This is a genomic window from Paenibacillus sp. SRL342 (genome assembly GCF_984798905.1).
The window spans coordinates 2,923,119-2,946,860 of record NZ_OZ481790.1; the positions used below are offsets into that span (position 1 = coordinate 2,923,119).

Below are 23,742 nucleotides of genomic sequence, written 5' to 3' on the forward strand. Positions count from 1 at the left end.
ATGACAGAACTGAAAGAGTTGTTGGGTCAATTATTATGGGGCAGACTGCATGCTGCAGGACTTTTGAGTAATTTCCGGGGTGAAGATGCAGCTGTAGCAGAAATACCTGATTCATTGATCGAGCGTTACGAAAGATGGTGGCGGGAGAGTTTCCTTTATTTGCGAAAATACGGTTATTGCACCTCTACTGACGCTGTAAATCCCTTGATTCAGACCAACGATACGGACCTGGCTCATGCATGGAAGGAATGGGATAGGAAAAAATTGCTGTGGCTATCCGATCCAAATGTGTCTTCCTACATTCCACTGCTGGATGCCACGCTCCGAGCACTGCCGGACATTTTGACTGGTCAGAAGTCCGCAACCGACATTATTTTTCCGAATAGTTCCATGCATCTGGTGGAGAACATTTACATGAACAATCCTGCTGCCGATTATTTCAATGCCGTTTTGGCAGATCGGGTTGCAGCTATTATAAAACAGCAACTTGTGCGGGAGCCGAGTGCACATATTCGCCTTGTGGAGATCGGAGCTGGAACAGGAGGCACGAGCCAGGCAGTTTTTAACCGTCTGAATGATTTTTATCCCCATATTCTGGAATACTGTTATACGGATCTTTCCCAGGCTTTTTTAAGTCATGCCCAAAAGGTATATGGCCCGCGTTATCCGTACCTTACATACGGAACGTTTGATTTGTCCAAACCGGTGTCCACCCAATCTTTGCAAGCGGGGACCTATGATATAGCGATAGCAACTAATGTCATGCATGCTGCTCCTAATATTCGCCTTGCCTTAAGGAATGTTAAGGCATTGCTCCGTTGTAAGGGTGTCTTTTTGATTAATGAAATTACCGAAAATACGCTTATGAATCACCTTACGTTTGGGTTATTGGATGGGTGGTGGAGCTATGTGGACCCTGCTCTGCGTATTTCCGGAGGACCTTTGCTTGAACAGGAAACTTGGAAAAACGTATTGTTATCCGAGGGGTTCGGGGAAGTTCAGTTACTGGCTCACACTGACGAATTCAAGGGCCAGCAAGTGATAATGGGGACAAGCAATGGCGTGGTACGTCAGCAAACCTTGAAACATGAGCAAACGGTAAAACATCAGGTCCAAAGTCAAACGAGCCGTAATTCGCAGAATATGCAGGAAAAACCGTCAGAAATCCGGTTACCTGAATTGGAGAGTTCACGTTCATCCGAAGAAAAACTGAAGTACATAAAGGAAGTGCTTGTTCGGACACTATGCGAATCTTTGAAAGTGGAGGCACAGCTTATCGACCATGAGGAGGCTTTTTCCGATTATGGGGTTGACTCCATAACGGGTGTTCGATTAATTCATTCGATTAATGAACGATTGGGAACGGAGCTGTTCACCACTGATATTTTTGATTTTCCTTGTGTCAACCTGCTTGCACAGTATATTGCCCCTATGTATCAGGAGAAACCGCTGGAGCCAGAACAACAAATGGAGTTTCATGGAGGTTGCAGTGCCGAGAAGCCCGACGTTCAACGAACTGAACGGATTAGTGAAGAGCGAGAGTTCACGTTGGATGATGCCATGGAGAGTCATTCCGATGGCGATATAACATCCCCCGGTTCCAACAACAGACACAAGGATATTGCGATCATTGGCTACAGCGGCAGATTCCCGCAATCGGATAATGTGGATGAATTATGGGAGCATTTGGCCGCAGGTCATGACTTGATTCAGCGTGGGGCGCGGTGGACTTCGGAACAGACAGGATCATCCGTAGAGAAAACGGAAAATAATCATGGAGCTTTTTTGGAAGATAGCGACTGTTTTGACCCCTTGTTTTTCAAAATTTCCAATGTTGAAGCAATGCATATGGACCCACAGCAGCGATTGTTTCTGGAGGAATCGTGGAAAACCCTTGAACACGCTGGATATGCAGGGGAACTGATTCATGGCCGCAAATGCGGAGTCTACACCGGATATTGCGGAGGAGACTATGAGAAGTTGGTCGGTGAACAGGCACCTGCACAAGCTTTTTGGGGTAATGCTGCATCCATCGTACCTGCCCGGGTATCCTATTTTCTGAATTTACAGGGGCCAGCAATCGCAGTGGATACCGCATGTTCTAGTTCGTTGGTTGCCATTCATCTGGCTTGTCAAGCTCTATGGTCAGGGGAAGTGGAGCTTGCTCTGGCAGGTGGAGTGTTTGTGCAATCGACGCCTGATTTTTATAATTCTGCTAGTCGGGCGGGCATGTTGTCCCCTGCTGGAAGGTGTCATAGCTTTGATGAACGTGCAGACGGTTTTGTACCGGGTGAAGGTGTTGGAGCCGTGTTGCTCAAACGGCTGGAGGATGCCATCCGAGATGGCGATCATGTACACGGGATCATCAAAGGCAGCTGTATCAATCAGGATGGGAGTACCAATGGTATCACAGCCCCTAGTAGAGCTTCGCAGGAAAGACTGGAACGCCAGTTATACGACCAGTTCGGTGTTAATCCGGAGCAGATCCAATTGGTTGAAGCACATGGTACTGGAACGAAGTTGGGTGATCCCATTGAATTCGATGCGCTGAATCGAAGTTTCCGGAAGTATACAAGTCGTTCACAATATGCTGCACTAGGTTCGATCAAGTCCAATATGGGACATTCGATTGCAGCAGCGGGCATAGCTGGTGTGATCAAATTATTATTGGCCTTGAAACATCAACAGATTCCGCCATCCATTCATTATTCCAAAGCGAATCCAGATATTGATTTTTCGAAAAGTCCATTCTATGTCAACACTCAATTAATTCCATGGCATACACCCCCCGGACAAAAAAGGGCTGCACTTGTAAGCTCATTTGGCTTTAGTGGAACCAATGCTCACCTTGCCATTGAGGAGCCTCCCGGAGAGTTGTCTCCTTTAATACATAAACCGGGTTATCTATTGGTGTGGTCTGCACAATCGACAGGACAGTTAAGGGAACAAGTGAGACGAATGGTGCAACATTACGGGAAAGTGGCTGCCCGGCTTGATTTTGCTAGTGCAAGCTTCACTTTGATGACGGGGAGAAGGCATTTGGAGCATCGGGCAGCCTGTGTAGTCCAGCATTCGGACGATCTGGCCTCCATTTTGGAACAATGGCTGGACACCGGAGGCTCATCACAGATCTACACGACGGATTTATCAGGCCAGCCTTCCCAAGAGCAATCCGTTCTTCGACGTTTTGGCAATGAATGTATCCAACAAATAGCTACCGAATCATTAGATGATTCGCGATATGTTGAAAACCTGCATACTATTGCAGAACTGTATGTACAAGGGTATGAATTGGATTATAACCGGCTTTATTTGACAGAAAAGTATAAAAGAATACCTCTGCCAACGTATCCTTTTGCACGGGAAAAATATTGGGTGAGGTCTGGGATAGCGACGAGGTCCGTTGAAACAGATGTAAAAAGTGAGATTTCGAATGTTGCTTCTGACAACAAAGAGGAGAGAATAGCAAAGCTTCTTTTGAAGCAATGGAAGCATTCGGCAGTTACAAATCCTGATCCTGGGCATGGAAAAGTTGTGGTTGGATCTACACTGGAAACCGTTGGGCTTGCCAATAAACTTTCACAAATGATACAGGGCAGCCAGGTTGTGCTTGTGAGTGAGGAGGAGCAGGACTCTGGACGTTTGCTCGATGTTTTGATGAATTGTGATGCTTTTATAGATCTGTCAGGTTGTGGGCGAAAGATGGAAGCAGAAGAAATGATGCTGGACAAACTGATCTACTGGTTAGCAAGGCTTCAACAAATGATTGATACCCGTGGTCACAAAGAATTAAAGCTGCTTGGAGTCACTATGGGGCTGGAGTCTTTCCAAAATAAATCGATTTATCTAGGTGGAGCAGAACGGGCTGGGCTCTACAGGATACTACAAAGTGAGTACAGACATATTATTTCGCGGCATATCGATGTGGACCCGGCTGACAGTGAGCTTGATGTCGCAGCACAAATCGTTCAGGAGTTAACTCATACGGGTAAGGAACAGGAAGTCTGTTATCGTGAAGGACAGCGGTACAGTGCTTATCTTGATACACTCGAAAACATCAATATACAGCAGTTGAATCAAAACCGACTCGCTTTTCCCTCCAATCACGTTCTTTGGGTCACTGGAGGGACACGGGGTCTAGGCATGCATTGTGCGCAGCATGCCGTCCGACACTACGGGGTCCGTAAACTTGTTCTGATGGGTCAGACCCCATTTCCATCTCGACATGAATGGGGGGCACGACGCGAGGACAAAGATGAGATCGGCAGTAAAGTTAGAAGTATCCTGGAATTGGAGAAGCAGGGCGTTCAGATTGAAGTACTGTCTTTTGATATAGGTGATAAAGAGAAACTTCTGGAGGCTGCAAAACACATACGTTCAACGATGGGCGTAGCCGGAGGAGTAATTCACGCAGCTGGCATAGCCGACATGGAAAATCCCGCCTTTATTCGTAAACCACTGGAGTCGATTCGGAACGTATTGTCTCCCAAAATATTAGGCACTGTAGCACTCTATGAATGCTTCCGTCACGATCCTTTGAAATTTTTTGTCCTGTTCTCTTCTGTGGCTGGAGCCATTTCGAAACTTGGTGTCGGACAAAGCGATTACGCTATGGCTAACACCTACATGGATTATTATGCCGAAGCGAATGCCCATACCAGTCCACTCATCAGTATCCAATGGCCGAACTGGAAGGAATCCGGGATGGGTGAGTTTCCAAGTCAAGCTTATAACGAAACCGGTCTGCTTAGCATCACGGATGAAGAAGGATTGAAGCTGCTGGACTGGGCACTAATCACTCAACCAGGTGCAGTTATGCTTCCGGCAATCGTGAGTAGCGAATTCATTGACACTGAGGGGAAATTGGGAATTTCCAGAGTGGTGAAAGCAGAAACGATGTCCGAAATACCTATGACAAGTGGTGTTCCTTTTTCTGATACATCCGAGATATTACAGATGAAATTAAGTTCCATATTCGCCGAGGAATTGTGTATTGAACCCGAGAAAATGAACCCGGACCGATCCTTCGAACATTTCGGGATGGATTCAATCTTGATTGCTCAGCTGGCACGCCGGATGGAACGCGAACTTCAAATTCCTGTGGTGGAACCTGGTCTTTTTTTGGACTATCCAACGATTGCAGGACTGACAGGGGCTTTGCTGCAAAAATACGCAACAAGTCCACGTACATCTCCCGAACAGATCAACAGACATGAGGCTCGACAGATTCTCCAGCCGCCCAAAGATCGTTCTCGATCCCGAGTGGCCATCATTGGAATGGCCTGTCATTTCCCGGATGCGGTGAACCCGGAACAATTTTGGAACAATCTAAAAACAGGCAAAAACAGTATACGTGAAATTCCGTCATCCCGGTGGGATTGGAGAACGTACTACCATCCTGATGGCAAAGCCGGGAAAAGCATGAGCAAATGGGGGGCTTTTCTCGATGAGCTGGAATGGTTTGATCCCGATTTTTTCGGAATGGATCATTCCCTGGCAACTCATCTGGACCCTTTGCAAAGGCAGTGGCTTGAGGTTAGCGCTGAAGCACTTGCAGATGCAGGATATGGAAAGAGTCAGCTTGAGTCGCTTGAGGTTGGTGTATTTGCAGGGGCAAGAACAGGTCATTTCATGAGCAAAATACGTCGGGACAACAAACAAACCATTATTGGCACAGGTCAAAATTTTATTACGGCACATTTGGCTCATTTATATAACCTCAGAGGTCCCAACATGGTCGTGGACACCGCTTGTTCCAGTTCCCTAACAGCCATCCATCTGGGTGCCCGGAGTTTGCAGAATGGGGAAGCAGATCTGGTGATCGCCGGTGGGGTTGAAGTTTTATTGGACGAGACCCCTTATCTTTCCCTGACTGCATCAAAGGTGCTGTCACCAGATGGACAATGTAAAACCTTTGATGCCTCCGCTAATGGAATTGGGGTTGGGGAGGGCTGTGGAGTAATCGTCATGAAACGATTGGAACAGGCCATAACGGACGGTGACAAAATCTACGGAGTGATTGATGGCTCTGCGATTAACAATGATGGTCATACAATGGGCGTCACCACACCGAATCCCCAGGCTCAGCAGTCGTTAATCGAACGTGCCATCAAGGATGCAAATATTGATCCGGCTTCAATCAATTATGTAGAAACACATGGAACAGGCACGGTCATTGGAGATCCCATTGAGCTTAAAGCGTTAACCCAAGTGCTGGGAACCAGTATGAAAAAGGGGGATCTTTGCGGTGTGGGAAGTGTCAAAAGCAATGTGGGACATCTGTTGAGTGCAGCAGGGGCAGTTAGCATGATCAAGGTTTTGCTGAGTATGGTACATGGTCAGATCCCGCCCAGTTTAAATTGTCCGCATCCGAATCCGAGATTTCGGTTTGAAGAAAGTCCGTTATTCCTTGTTCAAGAACTTACACCTTGGACCAATAAAGTGTTGCGTGCGGGTGTCAGCGCGTTTGGACTCGGAGGAAATAACGCTCATATCCTTGTCAGCAATGAAGGTGTACCAGACCCAAATAAAGCAACACTGGAACCTCGTTTCAATCGCATTATCTGGAATAGAGCCCGGTTTTGGCCGGATGAGGTTGAGGAGAAAAACTTGGTGTTCGGATCGTCTTCAGGACAAACCCATCGTAAGCCTGAGCATATGCTGTCTTTCTTCACACCGAAAAAATTGCAGTAAGGGGGAACTGTCGTTGATAGGTCGCAATCAAGAAACATACGTGCAACGTTTAAGCCACAGCAACGCCATCGTTCAGGATCATCGTGTACACGGAATTTGTACGTTACCCGGGGTCACCCTACTGGATATGATCTATCGTTTGTCGGCTTTATATTTGGAGACACACTCTGTCGAATTGCGGCAGATTTTGTTTACAACGCCCATTGTGACATCAGAGCAATTTGATCGCGAGATTGCTGTGACGTTCTCACCTGTACCTTCAGAGTTGCAATGGAGGGTAACCATTACAAGCAACAAAGTGATGAATGGTACCATCGATCAGGGCAGTGAAGAACAACATATGCAATGTACGATGTTTCTTGTTGATCCTGAGTTTAATCCACCCGTGATCCATATTCAGGATCTGAAAACTCAATCCCGAGATCAGTGGAGCATGGATGAGGTTTATCAATTGGCGAGGCAGGTCAACATCGAGCATGGGCCATTTATGCAAACTTCAGGGGTCGTCTACCAATATGAGAATCAGGAGCTTATGTGTCTGAATCTCAGTGAGCAGGCTTCCGTTTACTCCAATGAATTTTATGCACATGCAGCTTTTTTGGATGGGGCAACTTTTGCGGGCTCCTCATTTCGTTTAAAGGAAAAAGCACAGGGGATGTTTGATGATCAGACTCCCTATATTCCTTTTATGATTGAACGCTTCTGTATTTATGGTCCGTTACCTGACACCATTGGTGTGTACTCGCTCGCTCGACCATTGATAAACGATAATTCTGTCTCATCACCAGATCTGATTTCTACAGATATTAGAGTGGTTGATTCTGCTGGCAAGTCCTTGGTTGAATTTGAGCGTTTAACCGCTAAACGTATTCGTAATCCTCATTTGATACAGCAATGGGCCGAAGTACATCAGAATCCAAATGGGGTAGCAGGCTCAGGTTCAGAGGATTCATCTGTACCAGAGCTGGCCACAAAGGTCAATATACAAGATTCACCTGTCATCATAGATGATACATCCGAACTATCGAATCAGCGAAGAGGTGTTCCAGAAGGGAACACGAAGCAGGTTGCGGACTATTTAAAGGTAGAGATAGGCAAAGTGCTTGGAACATCTGAAGCGAATTTGGACACAGAACTGGGATTTTATCAGATGGGACTGGATTCCTTGCAGCTTATCAACCTTTCAAGGACGCTGGAGAACAAAGTGAAGGAGCAGCTTTACCCCACGCTGTTATTTGAATATTCCAATATTAAGTCTCTTGCTGCATACCTGCACCAACATTGGCCTGAGGCATTTACTGAAAATCAGTACACGGAGAGCAAAGCTTCGGCCAGCAAGGCAAGCATCAAAACTTCAGAACTCAATCATGATCGGGGAAAGAGTGATGATTACTCATCTGTCATGCTCGAACCCTTCTGGGAAGAGGTCACGCTGCATATGCGTAACACCTCAAACACAGTGCGGAGCCACGTTGTTATTCTTTGCGAGCAGGCAATTGGACATGATCAAATGATCAAGGAATGTTTTCCGCAATCAGAGGTTGTCACACTAACCAGTGAACGTACCATGCCACAGTCATTTGAACAAATGTGCGAGCAAAGTATAGTCTGGCTTCAGAATTACATGCAGCAGTTTCCCAAAGCGGAGACCCATATTCAAATAATTGGTCCGTCAGGAACGGGCACTGATTTTTCAGGCGCGATGGGAGCCCTTTTAAGAACAGCTCATGCAGAGAACCCTCATCTACATGGACAGATCATCACGGTGAATGATATTCATAACGTTACAAGAACCCAATGGGCGGACTGGTTGGAGAAAGAGCGAGTAACACATTCCTCGGGAGTCAGTGAAGTGTGTTACACCGGAAAATCTCGTGTGCGGATGGTGAAAAAATACCGTGAGAAGCCGATACCGATGCTGCAGAAAAGCCAGTATGTTGCAAAAGATGGTGTTTATCTGATTACTGGTGGATTGGGTGGATTAGGCTTGATGGTAGGTCGCCATTTGGCTGAGCAAGGGAGGGTTACATTGGCGCTGGTGGGGCGTTCTTCTCTTGGCAAAAAAGAGTCCGATAAGATATCGGAGTTGAAGAGTCTGGGAGCGGATGTTCATTATTTTCAGGCAGATCTAACGCATAGCGAGCAGACGAGTCATGTCATCCAGCAGATTCGGACCAGTCTGGGAGTTATTCGGGGAATCATACATTGTGCAGGAGTTACCCGGGACCAATTCATTTTACAGAAAACAAAAGAGAATATTTCGGAAGTGCTAGGCCCTAAAGTGAGCGGACTTTGGTACCTGGATGAATATACTCGTGATCAACCACTGGACTTTTTTATTTTATTCTCTTCACTATCGGCTGTGCTCGGGAATATGGGACAAGCAGATTATGCTTGTGGTAACGCTTTTATGGATCGGTTTGCAGAGCGGCGTCAGCAACAGGTTGTGGCAGGACAGCGATCAGGCAGAACCCTTTCAATTAATTGGCCTCTATGGGCGAATGGAGGCATGTCGATCGATCCAGTTTACCAGCAGCAGTTGGAAGTCAAAACGGGATTGGCCCCGCTGCCTCAAGACGAAGGAATGCAACTGTTCGATTCGCTTATGATGAATGCATCAACGCAGACTGTTGTGATGTATGGTAAACCTTCGTTTATCCGAAGTTTTGCACAAACTACTATCCATGTGGAGGGCCCTTCTGCAGCAAAACTTTTAAATCATGAGGTTCCTCGAAAAGAAAAGAGACCATCGGAAATGCATACAGAAGATATAGCCATTATTGGTGTGGCTGGCCGCTATCCGATGGCTCGGAATGTGGATGAATTTGCTGCCAATCTGTTATCAGGTAAGGATTGCATTACAGGTTTTCCCAGAGATCGTTGGGAACAGGGGCGGTTTTCGTATACGCCGGAATCATATTATCAGTTTGGGGGATTCATCGATAAGATTGATGAGTTCGATCCACTATTTTTTAATTTATCTCCCCGTCAGGCGGAGATGATGGACCCCCAGGCAAGACTTTTTCTGGAGACGGCATGGGAAGCCTGTGAAGATGCGGGATTTCGCGTTGAACGCAGTCAGCACCAGGATGCTTCAACAGGTACCCGGAGTGTAGGTGTATTTGCCGGCGTATTCTGGAATCATTATGAGCTGTTTGCATCGGAATTGACAGATCGCGGTGTACCTACATCCTTGGGGATCAGTGCAGCGTCCGTTGCAAACATGGTATCGTATTGCATGAATTTCCATGGTCCTTCTCTTGCGGTAGATACCATGTGTTCCTCCGCACTAACGGCCATTCATCTGGCCTGCGAAAGCATTCGAAATGAGGAATGTGAGTATGCTCTTGCTGGCGGAGTCAACGTCATTACGCATCCACATCGATACATGTTTTTGAAAGAGGCACAGCTATTATCATCCGATGGACGATGCCGCAGTTTCGGAGAGGGCGGAGACGGATATGTGCCGGGTGAGGGAGCAGGAACGGTGTTGCTGACCAGTCTGAGTCATGCCGAAGAGCAAGGTTATTCCATCTATGGTGTTATTAAAGGGTCTGCAATCAATCATGGAGGAAAAACATCAGGCCCAACGGTACCAGACTCAACAGCACAGTCGGAAGTTATTAAACATGCATTCAAACGTTCAGGGGTTGATCCTCGAACGGTCAGTTATTTTGAGACACACGGCACAGGAACGTCCCTCGGAGATCCGATCGAGGTACAGGGACTGAATAAAGCATTGGCGGACTGGTCACTGCCGGAACAGAGTTGTGCAATTGGTTCACTGAAGTCCAATATCGGGCATTTGGAAGCGGCTGCGGGTGTGGCTGCGTTAACCAAGGTACTGTTACAGATGAAACACAATCGGATTTTTCCTTCCTTACATGCGGAACGTCTGAATCCGTACATTCCTTTTCAGAACACTCCTTTTTATGTGGAGAGGGAAGGAAAGGACTGGAGAACTATGAAGGCAGATCGTAACACTCCAGAAACCCATCCTTTGCGAGCGGGTATTAGCTCCTTCGGAGCAAACGGCAGTAACGCCCATTTGATTGTTGAAGAATATGCACCAACAGCAGTAAATTCCAGTTCAGATTTGGAGTCCGAGCTTCCAGTCATTGTTCCGTTATCTGCCAAAAGTCAAACAAGTCTGCTTGATCATGTGCGCGACATGATGAATTATCTCTCCACCAGTAAGGAACATCAAAATTCCGCCGCCACACGGGGAATCAAGCTATCCAATCTGGCATACACGCTGCAGGTGGGCAGAGAGCATATGCGATACAGGGTTGCCTTTGTTGTCAGTTCTCTTGAAGAGCTGAGAAGGAAATGTACAGAGTATGTGCAAAGCAAAGACCAAGGCCAGCGGATTGGATCTTTGAACAGTCGGGCTGGTTATGAGGGAGAAGTCAGGCTTCAAGAAGATGCGATCACAGAACTGTTTCAATCAGATGAAGACATTCGGACAGCAATCGAAATATGGATGAACAAAAGAAAGATGGCTTCAATCGCTGAAGTATGGGCCAAAGGAATAACCATTGATTGGAACAGCATGTACCAGAAGGACAGCAGGCCTACTCGAATCAGTCTCCCTACCTATTCATTTCAAAGAGAACGCTATTGGGTCCCCATGGTCCATGCAAAAAGGGAGAGCGGGACTGCAGGTTTCGGCAAAAAGGTTACAGTTCTGCACTCCATGCTGCACCACAACCGTTCGGATCTGCTGCGGGGCCAGTGGTACAGTAGTCAGTTCAATGGAAATGAGCCTTTCCTAAGCGATCATGTTGTACAGGGGCACAAGCTGCTTCCAGCTGTTGTTCAGCTGGAGATGGCCCGGGCAGCAGCGGCGCATGCAGCGAATTGGCCTCCGCTCACACACAGTCTGCTGCTGCGGCATGTAATGTGGAGCAGGCCGCTCGTTGTTGGAGAGGAGCCTCTGGAGGTTCATCTCGTGCTTGAGGCCGAGGCAGATGGAAGCCTGTCCTATGGAGTTTCGGCAGCGCCAGCAAATGAGTCTGCAATTGAATCTGGAGAAGCGGTGTATAGTCAAGGGCGTGTAAGTGTGGGAAGACCTCTCGTAGAAGCCGTGCAAACCTTGGATTTGCAGGCTGTGCGCAGCCGGTGTACAGAGGGACAGGCCAGTGGAGCAGTTTGTTATGAAGCATTCCGAAAACTGGGTCTGGAGTACGGTCCGTCCCATCAGACCATTGCCGAATTGCAATGGGGGGCAAACGAGGCCTTGGCGCAGTTGCGTCTGCCACAAGCGCTCTTCGAAGGGCAAGCGGATACTGTGCTGCATCCCGGTATGGTGGATGGGGCCTTGCAAGCATCCATCGCCCTGCTGGCCGGAGATCAGATCGCGGAAGTGCTGAGATCCACTACTCAGGAGGGGGCAGTAAGCTTGGAGAGCACGGCCCTTGCGAGCACAACAGAACGACATGGGAACCCGCCCGCCTCCGCTCCGTTGCCTTTTGCACTGGAGGAGGCGGAAGTGATATCCCCTTGCCAGGCGCACATGTGGGCGGTGGTGCGTGTTCGCCCCGAGTCTGCGGCATCTTCCGCTGAGGCTAGCGTCCGTAAACTGGATCTGGAGCTGTGCGATTCAGAGGGACAGGTTTGCATTCGACTGCGGGGCGTGACCTCGCGTGTACCCGAAAGCCGGGAAGGTGTGCTGCTGGTGCAGCCCGAGTGGCAGGAGCTGCCGAAGCGCTCCCTACCGGCTGAAGCTGTGGGGGTTGAACCCGCGGTGCTGCTGTGTGATTGGGCCCCGCAAGACTTCGCGGCTGCGGATGTGTCCTGGAAGCAGATGGTGTTAACGGGGTCGTTGGAGGCGCGATACGGACAGGCTGTTCAGGCCATTCTGCACCATGTGCAGCAGCAGCTTGCGATGCAGCGAAGCCACCGGATGGCTGTGCAGGTCGTCGTGGCGGGAGATGAACAAGGAAGACGGTTCGCCGGCCTGAGCGGGCTGCTGCGGACGGTGCGACTGGAGCATCCGGGCTGTCTGGCACAGCTTGTCGAAGTCCAGCCAGAGACATCGGCCGCCATATTGACCGAACAGTTGCACCAGTGTGCGCTCCATGCGGAGGAGAGCCACCTGCGTTGGGAAGCGGGTGAGCTGAAGCGAGTGGGCTGGCAGGCGGTCGACGTGGACATGGATACAAATGTGGATATGGATGAGATGACGAATGGGAATGCAGAGACAGAGGTGAAGACAAAGCGGAAGACCAGTGTCCCACTGTTGTCCCCTTGGAGAGACGGAGGCGTGTACGTCATTACAGGCGGAGCCGGTGGCCTGGGACGGATCTGGGCCCGGGAGATTTCAGCCCAAACGGAAGGCAGTACGCTTATATTGACTGGCCGATCCCCGGCGATGCCAGAGGCGGTACAGCGAGAGATGGCGCAGCTCCCTGCCCAGGTGCTTTATGAAGCAGTGGACGTCACCGATCGGGAGGCGGTCCACGGACTGTTCGGGCGTATCCGTCAGCAGTATGGCCAGGTGAACGGGGTGCTGCATTGTGCCGGAGAAATCCGGGACAGTCTGATGCGATACAAAACGGAATCCGACTGGCAGGCCGTGCTGGCTCCGAAAGTAGTCGGCATACGGAATCTGGAAGAAGCGATCGGGACCGAAGCGCTGGATGTGCTGTTGCTGTTCTCCTCGGGTGCAGCGGTGACGGGGAATGCAGGGCAGGGTGATTATGCCGCCGCCAATGGGTATATGGATGCGTATGCGGTGAGCCGAAATGCGCGGATGAAACGCGGGGAGTGTCAAGGGAGAACCTTATCCATCAACTGGCCGTTGTGGGAAGAAGGCGGAATGCAGCTGGAGGAAGAGGGGAAGCAGCGTCTGTGGAAACAGCATGGACTGAGACCGCTGGGAACCGCGTCGGGAGTAAAGGCGTTGTATCAGGCCTGGGCGAGTGGAGGCAACCAGGTATTGGTGGCGGAAGGCAAGCTGTCGGTGCTGCGAAGAAGCCTGCTGGAGCCGGTAGATTCGGGGTTAACTGAATCGATCGAGCCAGCAAACGCAGACGCAGATAGGCAAGCGCCTTCGCCGGAATCGTTATCCATCAAGCTTGGAGCCCCTCTGGCGGGAGGCATGACCCAACAGGAAGCTGTATCTGTGCTCACGTTGGAAGTGGCCGCTTTGTTGAACGTAGGGGAGCAGGACGTGGACCCGGACATGGACTGGAGCGAATATGGTTTGGACCCGGTGCAATGGAGTGAACTTTCCCGCAGACTGCTAACTCGGCATGGATGGGATATTTCTGCAGAGACACTGTTGGAACAAATGAGCCTCCACGCAACCGCTGAGCAGTTCGTGGGTCAATTAAACCTTTCCAAGAGTTCAACAGCAGATATATCTGTGAGTATCGAGGATACGGAAGAGGTTGCTGGACTTGAAGGCAATCTTGAGGATCAAACCATCCTTTGGTTAATTAAAACATTGGCTCCCGTGATTGGCTTGCCAGAATCAAGGATTGAGCCAGATGTCCCGCTGGAGCAGTATGGTATCGATTCGCTGCTCATTATGAAGATGACGGACGTATTGGAGAATGAATTGGGGTCTCTGTCCAAAACGCTGTTCTTTGAATATCAGACCCTGAGGGAACTAAGTCATTACTTTATGAACATTCATCAGGTTCGTTTGGATACGCTGCTTCAGCAACGAGGGATGAAACCAGCCGGAATGACACAGAAGAATGTGCTAGCGATTTTACAGAATGTGTCGGACTCCCAAACACACGCACCAACACACGCCGTGATGTCGAAACGAACGCTGCTGACAGGAACCCCATTCGAACCCGAAGCCGAACCTATTTTGAAAGAAACGGACCCGGACCTTGCCATTCATATGGACTCACCTTCTGGTGGTCAAAAGGGCAAGAATAATCAGCATCAGGATATTGCCATTATCGGAATGGCGGGCAGATATCCTGGTGCCCGTAATATCGGTGAATTCTGGCATAACCTGCGTAGTGGTATGGACAGTATTACCGAGATTCCATCTGAACGTTGGGATCACGGGCAGGTGTATAACCCAGAGCCAGGAATTCTAGGCAAAACTTATGGCCGTTGGGGTGGTTTTTTGGATGGTGTGGATGAGTTTGATCCGTTGTTTTTCAAGGTATCTCCTCGTGAAGCCGAAACAATGGACCCTCAAGAACGACTTTTTTTGCAGTGTGTATATGAAACACTGGAAGATTCGGGATACACAAGACAAAGCTTGAGCACGGAGAAAGTGGGCGTCTATGTAGGTGTGATGTATGAGGAGTATCAGCTCTATGGGTCCCAGAATTCCATGGCATTCAACGGTAATCCTTCTTCCATTGCCAATCGGGTTTCGTATTTCTGTAATTTTCGCGGACCAAGCATGGCCGTGGATACAATGTGTTCGTCGTCATTAACATCCATTCATTTGGCCTGTCAAAGCCTGCGACAGAACGAGTGCCAGGTAGCTGTAGCTGGCGGTGTGAATGTGTCGGTTCATCCCAACAAATATATTCTTTTGTCTCAAGGGAAGTTTCTGTCCAGCAAAGGACGGTGTGAGAGCTTTGGCCAAGGTGGGGACGGCTATGTTCCGGGTGAAGGTGTCGGCGCGGTTCTGTTGAAACCGTTGGCGAGAGCCATAGCGGATGGGGACCGGATTTACGGTGTGATCAAAGGATCGGCGCTGAATCACGGGGGGAAAACCAATGGATACACCGTGCCAAATCCCAATGCACAGGCTGAGGTTATCGGTGACGCCCTGCTTGAAGCAGGTATTGATCCGCGAACGATCAGTTACGTGGAAGCGCATGGAACAGGAACCTCGCTCGGGGACCCTATTGAAGTGGCCGGTTTAACAAAAGCATTTCAGCGGACGGTCCAATCCAACTTCAAGTGTGCCATCGGTTCAGCCAAATCCAACATTGGTCACTGCGAGAGCGCAGCAGGCATTGCTGCGGTAACCAAAGTGTTGCTGCAGCTGCAGCATGGGGAACTCGCGCCATCCTTGCACGCGGAAGAGACCAATCCAAACATTGATTTTACCCAGAGTCCATTTGTGGTTCAGAAGTTGCTCGGACCATGGAAGCGTCCGGAAATAGATGGAGTGCAGATCCCAAGACGTGCAGGCGTATCTTCATTTGGAGCTGGGGGTGCCAATGCACATATCATCATTGAAGAGTATACCCAGACAGGTATGTACTCGGAACAGATAACAGTTGGCAAAGATCACCCTAAATCTCCTGTTATCGTTGTGTTGTCCGCAAGAAATCAGGAACGACTCTTGGCAAAGGCCAAAGACTTACTTGAAGCGTTATACACCGGAATATATGTGGATTCGGATATGAGGAACCTGTCCTATACTTTGCAAGTTGGACGTGAATCGATGGAAGAGCGTCTGGGCTTGCTGGCGGTGTCCATAGAGGAACTCATTGCGAAACTAAAAGAGTATGTTGAACAGGCAAACAATCTGGAAACACAAGCTTCGCAAATGGTTTTTTATACCGGTCATGTGAAAAAGGGTAAAGAGATGCTTTCCATCCTTAGTCGGGATGAGGATATGGAAGAAATGGTGAACCGGTGGATTCAGAAGGGCCAGCATGAGAAATTACTGGATTTATGGGTGCAGGGTCTGAACCTGGACTGGAATACATTATATGTTGCTGAGGGTAAACCCCAACGGATCGCCCTACCGACCTATCCATTTGCAAGAGAAAGATACTGGATCCCGCAGCAATCTCAGGGCAACACGATAAGTGAATCAAAAGTTAAGCAGGAGGAACCTCCTCTTGCAACCCCATCGGAGCCATCGGACCATAATCTTATGCTGACCCCAATATGGGAAGTAGTCGAAAAGACTGAAAAGTCCGAATTCAATCCTGGATATAAACGATGGCTGGTCATTGGAGGTACAACGGAGCAATGGGAGATGGTTCATCAGATCCATGCAAAATCAATCCGTATGGATGCGGAAACTGCTGTAGATCCCGTCAGTCTGATGAATGCCTTGAAAAAGGTCGATACGATTGATCATATCATTTGGTTATCCAATCATATGTCTCTCCCTCCAACGTCACTGAATCATATGATATTGGCACAGAATATGGGCGTGAAAAATGTGTTTCGAATCATTAAAGCCATGATTCAATTGGGATATGGTCATCGTCCGTTGGAATGGTCATTCTTAACCTGTCAGACACAATCCGTATGGTCTAGCGACCGGGTTAATCCTGCGGATGCCGGAGTTCATGGTCTTGCCAGCTCAATGGCGCAGGAGTTTCCACAATGGTCTGTGCGTCTTGTGGATTTGCAAGCTGGTAACATCAATGAACGTTCCATTCGTGGAGCGCTCTCACTGGAACCGAAAAGTAAAGGGGATCTCCAGGTCCATCGAAACAACCGCTGGTACAGTCAGGAACTTGTTCGCCTGGAGAGCAATGCCCCTCAGAACAACAACAATTATCGTTATGGTGGAATATATGTTGTCATTGGCGGGGCAGGCGGGATCGGAGAAGTATGGAGTGAATATATGATTCGGACCTATCAGGCGAGAGTGATATGGATCGGGAGAAGTGAATACAACGACGAGATACGGAATAAACAGAATCGTTTGTCAGCTCTGGGGGCTGCTCCCGAATATATTTCGGCCAATGCAGCCAGTGAAGAGGAATTAATGAGTGCGTATGAAACGATCAAAAGCCGGTTCAAGACCATAAATGGTATTGTGCATTCAGCAATTGTTTTGCAAGATGGCAGTCTGGAGCAGATGACAGAGGAACAGTTTCAACATGTATTTGTCGCCAAACTGGATGTAAGTGTTGTGATGGCAAACATATTTGCGAAAGAAAATCTGGACTTTGTCCTGTTTTTCTCATCTATGAACTCTTTTACCAGACAACCAGGCCAGAGCAATTACTCGGCGGGCTGTATGTTTAAAGATTCGTTTGCGCATTGGTTGCGACAATCCTGGACATGTCCGGTCAAAATTATGAACTGGGGTTTCTGGGGGAGTGTAGGCCGTGTGGCTTCATTGGAATACAGGGAACGCATGAACCGGATGGGTGTGAGTTCAATTGAGGCGCCAGAAGCGATGGAAGCCTTGGAGATGCTCATGAGCATAGATCTTACACAGGCTGCCTTGTTAAAAACAAAAACAAATTTGATTCCTGGAATCAATATGCAAAAATCTGTACAAGTCTATATGTCGGATCAGCCTCTAAAGGCAAGCAGGCCAGTGACTCGTGACCTCGTGCATACCTCTCACCCAGACAAGAATACAAGCCATTTGCTCCAAGAGATGGAGCCTTTGCTTGCAAAACTGATGTGGGTGCAGCTGCAAGCCTCCGGTTGGTTTGAATCCGATGTTAGCTCTGGTACTCTGGCTGAATTAACACAGAATTTGTCGGACACCTATGCGCATTGGATCAGAGGAAGTTTGACCGCGCTAGTCCGTTACGGCTATCTGATGAAAACCGATTTTGGTTACAGGGTATGCAATTACGACGAGCCGAAAGCCGAAACGGCTTGGCAGGAATGGGAGCATAACAAACCCGGATGGATCAAACACCACGGCGCGGAATCACAAATCAGATTGGTTGAAACGATGCTGAAGGCGCTGCCAGATATTATCGGCGGAAAATGCCTAGCAACCGAGATTATGTTTCCTGATTCCTCTATGGAATTGGTCGGGGGGATATACACGTGAAAATAAACCGTTATAACGAAGTGCTTGCTGAAACAGCACTACATTATGTGCAGCATAAAATCCAGTTGGACAGCTCTGCTCTCCGCATGATGGAGATTGGGGCGGGAACCGGAGGAACAAGCGCAGCCGTTTTGCACAGACTGAAACCGGTGGAACAACATATTCAAGAGTATGCATATACGGATGTATCCCAAGCATTCCTTTTGCATGGTGAACAGAAGTATGGAGCAGGCAGGTCATTCCTGAATTATCGTATGTTTGATGTTCGTTATGCTCCGTCTGCCCAACAGATAGACACCGGTGCCTATGATGTGGTCATCGCAGCCAATGTGCTGCACGCAACTCCCGATTTGCGGACAACACTGCGTAATGTGAAGGCTCTGCTAAAACAAGGCGGAATGCTGTTAATTAACGAGATTAGCAGCAATTCCCTTTTTACTCACCTTACCTTTGGTTTGTTGGATGGATGGTGGCTGTATGAGGACCCCGAGCTTCGTCTAACCGATTCTCCCGGAGTAGCACCTCATGTATGGGAACAGCTGTTACTGGAAGCGGGTTTTCATTCTATCGAATTTCCTGCACAAGATTGGCACGAGGAAGGGCAGCAGGTCATTGTGGCATACAGTGACGGCATAGTAAGGCAGATCGACGCGGAAGTTACTCCAGTTGGATCATCCAATCAGGCACGGTCTGAATTACAGTCCAATGATTCGTTCTCTCCAGGAAGCCGTCCTGAACTGCAAGAAAAGAAGCCGAGCAAGTCATCTCTTGGTTTGGAGAGCACTTCAGCAACCACATTGAAAGCACATGTAAGAGAGATCGTTACAGATATGCTGTCTGCTTCGCTTAAAGTGAACACCACCATGATTGATTCAGAGGAACCCTTCTCCGAATATGGTGTGGACTCCATTACAGGCGTACGGCTTATTCAGTCGATCAACGAGGCGTTATCCATATCTTTGCAGGTCTCCAGCCTGTTTGATTATAGCTCCATTGAGTTGTTATCCAACCATATCGTTGAAAAGTATAGGGACGGCCTTGTGCAAACCATCGAAAAGACTTCCAAATCTGTAGATCCGGTGGAGTTGAGCTCTGAAGCTGCTGCCCCGCATGCATACAAAACAGAAGGTTCATCCGAACACAATCATGACCAGCATTTTGTGTTCCCAGAGTCTTATAGTCCTTTAAAGGTGGAGCGGGGAGATATCGCTATTGTTGGGATGAGCGGGCGATTTCCGCAGTCAGATGATATTCATTCCTTATGGGGGAATTTAGTCATAGGAAAGGATCTGGTCGAGAGAGTTACGCGTTGGGATCTATCATCTTATTTTGAAAAGGATACTTCCTATTGCAGCCATGGTGGATTTTTGGAAAACATAGATGAATTTGATCCTCAATTTTTTAACATTTCAGGTACGGAAGCTGCTCATATGGACCCGCATCAGCGAATTTTTCTTGAGGAATGTTGGAAGGCGCTGGAGGATGCTGGATATGCAGGGCAGGCAGTTGCCGGGCTGAAGTGTGGTGTATACGCGGGATTTAATGAGCTTGATTACCGGACACTGCTTGGACCGAATCCTGTTCCGCAGGCATTCTGGGGCAACTCGGGTTCAGTCATTCCTGCTCGAATTGCATATTATCTGAATTTGCAGGGCCCTGCTATTGCAGTGGATACGGCATGTTCAAGCTCACTCGTATCAGTTCATCTGGCTTGTCAGGGATTATGGTCTGGAGAGACGGAAATGGCGCTTGCCGGAGGAGTCTTTATACAGTCCACCCCAGGTTTTTTCATTGCATCCAACCGGGCCGGCATGCTCTCAACGACAGGAAAATGTCATACTTTCGACCAGCGGGCAGACGGATTTGTGCCTGGAGAAGGTGCAGGAGTTGTAGTGCTGAAGCGTTTAAGTGACGCTTTGCGTGACAGGGACAACATCCATGGGGTTATTCGCGGTACAGCCATTAACCAGGATGGAGCCTCAAACGGGCTCACCGCGCCGAGTGCGAAGTCTCAGGAGCAACTCATGAGTGAGGTCTACAATCGTTTTGACATCCATCCTGGAAATATCCAACTGGTTGAAGCCCATGGAACGGGAACTAAATTGGGAGATCCCATTGAATACAGTGCGCTTGTGAAAGCGTTCCGGTCATACACCGAGGAGGAAAATTACTGTGCTCTTGGTTCAATCAAAACGAATATTGGACATGCTGCGGCCGCTGCCGGTGTGGCTGGACTGATCAAAATTTTACTTTCCTTAAAACATGCAAAAATTCCAGCTTCCCTTCATTTTCAGGAAGGCAACGAACACATTCCGTTTGCAAGCAGTCCTTTTTACATCAATACAGAGACAATCGATTGGATCACACCGCCAGGTGTTAAAAGGATGGCCGCAATCAGCGCTTTTGGCTTCAGTGGAACGAATGCGCATATGGTCATTGAACAAGCACCTGTTATGGGAAGTCAGAAGGTCAATCGTCCCGGGAACCTGATTGTTTTATCGGCTCAGTCACAGGAACAATTGGAAGTTCAAGTCAAGCAACTGGTTAGCTTCTGCAAAGAACAATCCGATGTGAGCTGCTGGGATATGAGTTATACATTGCTCATGGGACGAAAACATCTGAACTCCCGATTGAGCTGTGTTGTCCGTAATGAGCAAGAGTTGATCAGAATATTGGAGAAGTGGCTTGAAAAGGGAGCCGCAGCAGAAGTTCAGGTGGTGGAACTGTCACATACACTTCGCCCGCAGTCTTCATTAATGCGTTATGGAAATGAATGTTTGCAGCATTGTTCGGAATCACCGAATTCGGCTGAATTTACGGAAAAATTAGCAGCAGCAGCAAGCTTATATATGCAGGGATATCATCTTGATTTTGAATTGTTGTTTAAGCATGCGCCCGCAGGACGAATCTCACTGCCCGTGTATCCGTTTGCCAAGGATAAGTACTGGATTGATGCTGGTCACCCACCAACAAATGATCATACGATCCAACAACATGCTAACCAGAGCATAGAGGACTCAAACCAGTTGCTTCATCCTTTGCTGCATCGTAATACTTCGAATTGGGCTGCCCTCCAATTCAGTTCCACCTTTGATGGCGAAGAGCTTTTCCTGAAGGATCATATTGTGCAAGGGGAAAGTGTATTTCCGGGTGCAGCCTATCTGGAGATGGCTCGTGCTGCAGTGGAAATGGCTCATACGCATGATGATCTAGAACAGACATGGATAAGTCTGAGCCATATCGGCTGGTATGGACCACTACAGGTGAACAAAGAGCCTGTTCAGGTTGACGTCTTGCTTCATCCGCTTGAACGGGGAGCAATCGAGTTTCGGATACAGAGCCAAGGTGCGGAAGAGACTGTTGTTCACTGTCTTGGGCAAGCGGCAATGATGGAGCCGCAGGAAGTTGGACAGACAGATCTGACACAGATCAGAGCCCAATGCACCGAAGGGTTTTATACAAGAGAAGGTTGTTACAACCAGTTTAAACAAATGGATCTGCAATACGGGGATTATTATCAGGGAATTGAAGAGTTGTACATCGGGACCAATCAGGCGCTTGCCAAACTGAGCCTTGCAGGAGAGTTTTCCCATGAATATGGCGGAGGTCAGCTTCACCCTGGTCTTACAGATAGTGTCCTACAGGCATCCATTGGACTTCTGTTGGTGGCAGCAGGAGGTCCACCTGTTACAACACCGGTTCCGTTTGCCATGGAGCAAGTGGAGATACGGGGAAACAGTGCATCATTAATGTGGTCGCATGTTCGCGTCTGTACTCCGAATGACGCTCTAGTTGAAACGAAAAAGGTTGATATTGATGGATATGACGATAAGGAACAGCTTGTCCTTCGAATCAAGGGGCTGACGTTCCGCGAGCTTTCTAGACAGGTAGAGCAGCATGGGGATGAAGGGACTTTGCTGGCTGAACCCTATTGGAGAGTGGCACCTGTTGACACATTTGCCGGAGGTGTTTCCGGGAATGAGACCTTAACCGTGGACAATCATGTGGTGCTTTTATTCGAAGATAGCAATCACAGTTATCCAGGAATCGAGAAATATTTACAGCGATTTTCCATTCAAAGTGTACGTATTCCGTCAACGGATTTCAACCAGTCTTGGGACAAATTATTTACCAACGGCGCTTTGCAGGTGCTTGAAGAGATCCGGCTTCTTCTGATGCAGGCAGTGCCCCATGTTAACGATGAAAAATGGCTGCAAATTGTCATTCCTGGCGAGTTGTCGTTGTATCGCGGAATTGCCGCTATGTTAAGAACGGCCGAACTGGAGAATCCATTCTTTCATGGTCAGGTTATTGAGATTTTGAATGAAACGGAATCGGAGATGCTGGCAAACATGCTCGTAGATAATCGGGACTACCCAGAGCATGGTTTAATCCGTTATAAGAGTACACCAGGGCAATCAGGTGTTGGGCTTCGTCATGTTCAGGACTGGAAAATGATTGAACATGATCCATTTGAAAGTGCATTCGACATCCCATGGAAACCCGAAGGGGTCTACGTTATTACCGGGGGAGCAGGTGCTCTCGGGATTATCATGGCTGAAGAAATAGCGCTTCATGCACCCTCCTGCACCATTGTTGCTGTAGGGAGAGCATCCTTGTCTACCATTCGGAAGCCATTGGATGCTTTACGTGAGAAAGGAATAAACCTTCTTTACAGACAAGGGGATATTTCGGATCGACAGACCGTGCAAGAATTAGTGAGTTCATTCAAGATGGAGTTTGGTAAGTTGAACGGGATCATTCATTGTGCAGGAATTATACAGGATGACCCCATTTTTGCTAAAAGAGAGGACGATTTTCGCAACGTTTTTGCACCGAAGGTGTCCGGTATTGTTCATTTGGACGAAGCCACTCGGGAGGAGAAACTGGATCTGTTCATCGTTTGTTCGGCTGTTGCCGCGATGTTTGGCAACCCTGGACAAGCCGACTATGCGGCAGCCAACGCTTTTATGGATTCTTTTGCATCTGAACGGCACCAGCGAGTGCAGAAGGGTGAGCGGTACGGGCGGACCTTGTCCATAAACTGGCCGCTGTGGACTGAAGGGGGTATGACGATACCTGAAACCGTTCAGCAAAGGATGTTCCATCGTTACGGTTTGGCGGGAATGGAAACGTCAAGCGGCATACAGGCCTTCTATCGGGCTTTGGCAACAGAAGCTGGACAGATTGCTGTTTTGTCGGGTGATATGACCCGGATCAGGAGGCTTCTACATTCCAAAAACCAACAGGGATTCCTGGCTTACAATGGTGAGAGCGAAAGACTGGAAACGATGAAAGAAATAAATTCTCCTGTGGGGGAATCAAACCGATCACAGGCAGCTGACAAACCCAAA

At 48.5% G+C, this 23,742-nt stretch carries 3 protein-coding genes (1 of these 3 cut by a window edge); all 3 read left to right on the forward strand.

Annotated features, from left to right (window positions below; all coding sequences use genetic code 11):
* Tightly spaced (each overlapping or abutting the next), the 3 genes in view from AC4E8D_RS13440 to AC4E8D_RS13450 form a layout consistent with a single transcriptional unit that may run on beyond the window.
* A complete protein-coding gene (locus AC4E8D_RS13440; protein WP_449004450.1) occupies positions 1-6,693 on the forward strand; it encodes a beta-ketoacyl synthase N-terminal-like domain-containing protein in 6,693 nt (2,230 codons plus the stop codon).
* On the forward strand, positions 6,590-18,388 hold the full coding sequence (locus tag AC4E8D_RS13445) for an SDR family NAD(P)-dependent oxidoreductase (protein ID WP_490206318.1): 11,799 nt from the start codon (positions 6,590-6,592) through the stop codon (positions 18,386-18,388). Before AC4E8D_RS13440 ends, AC4E8D_RS13445 begins: the two co-directional genes overlap by 104 nt.
* Positions 18,385-23,742, forward strand: partial view of an SDR family NAD(P)-dependent oxidoreductase gene (locus AC4E8D_RS13450; protein WP_339308079.1) — the 5' portion only. Its footprint extends 4,650 nt past the window's final position; 5,358 of the gene's 10,008 nt are visible here — the first part of the coding sequence; its start codon is at positions 18,385-18,387; the stop codon falls past the right edge of the window. The genes AC4E8D_RS13445 and AC4E8D_RS13450 overlap by 4 nt, the downstream gene beginning before the upstream one ends.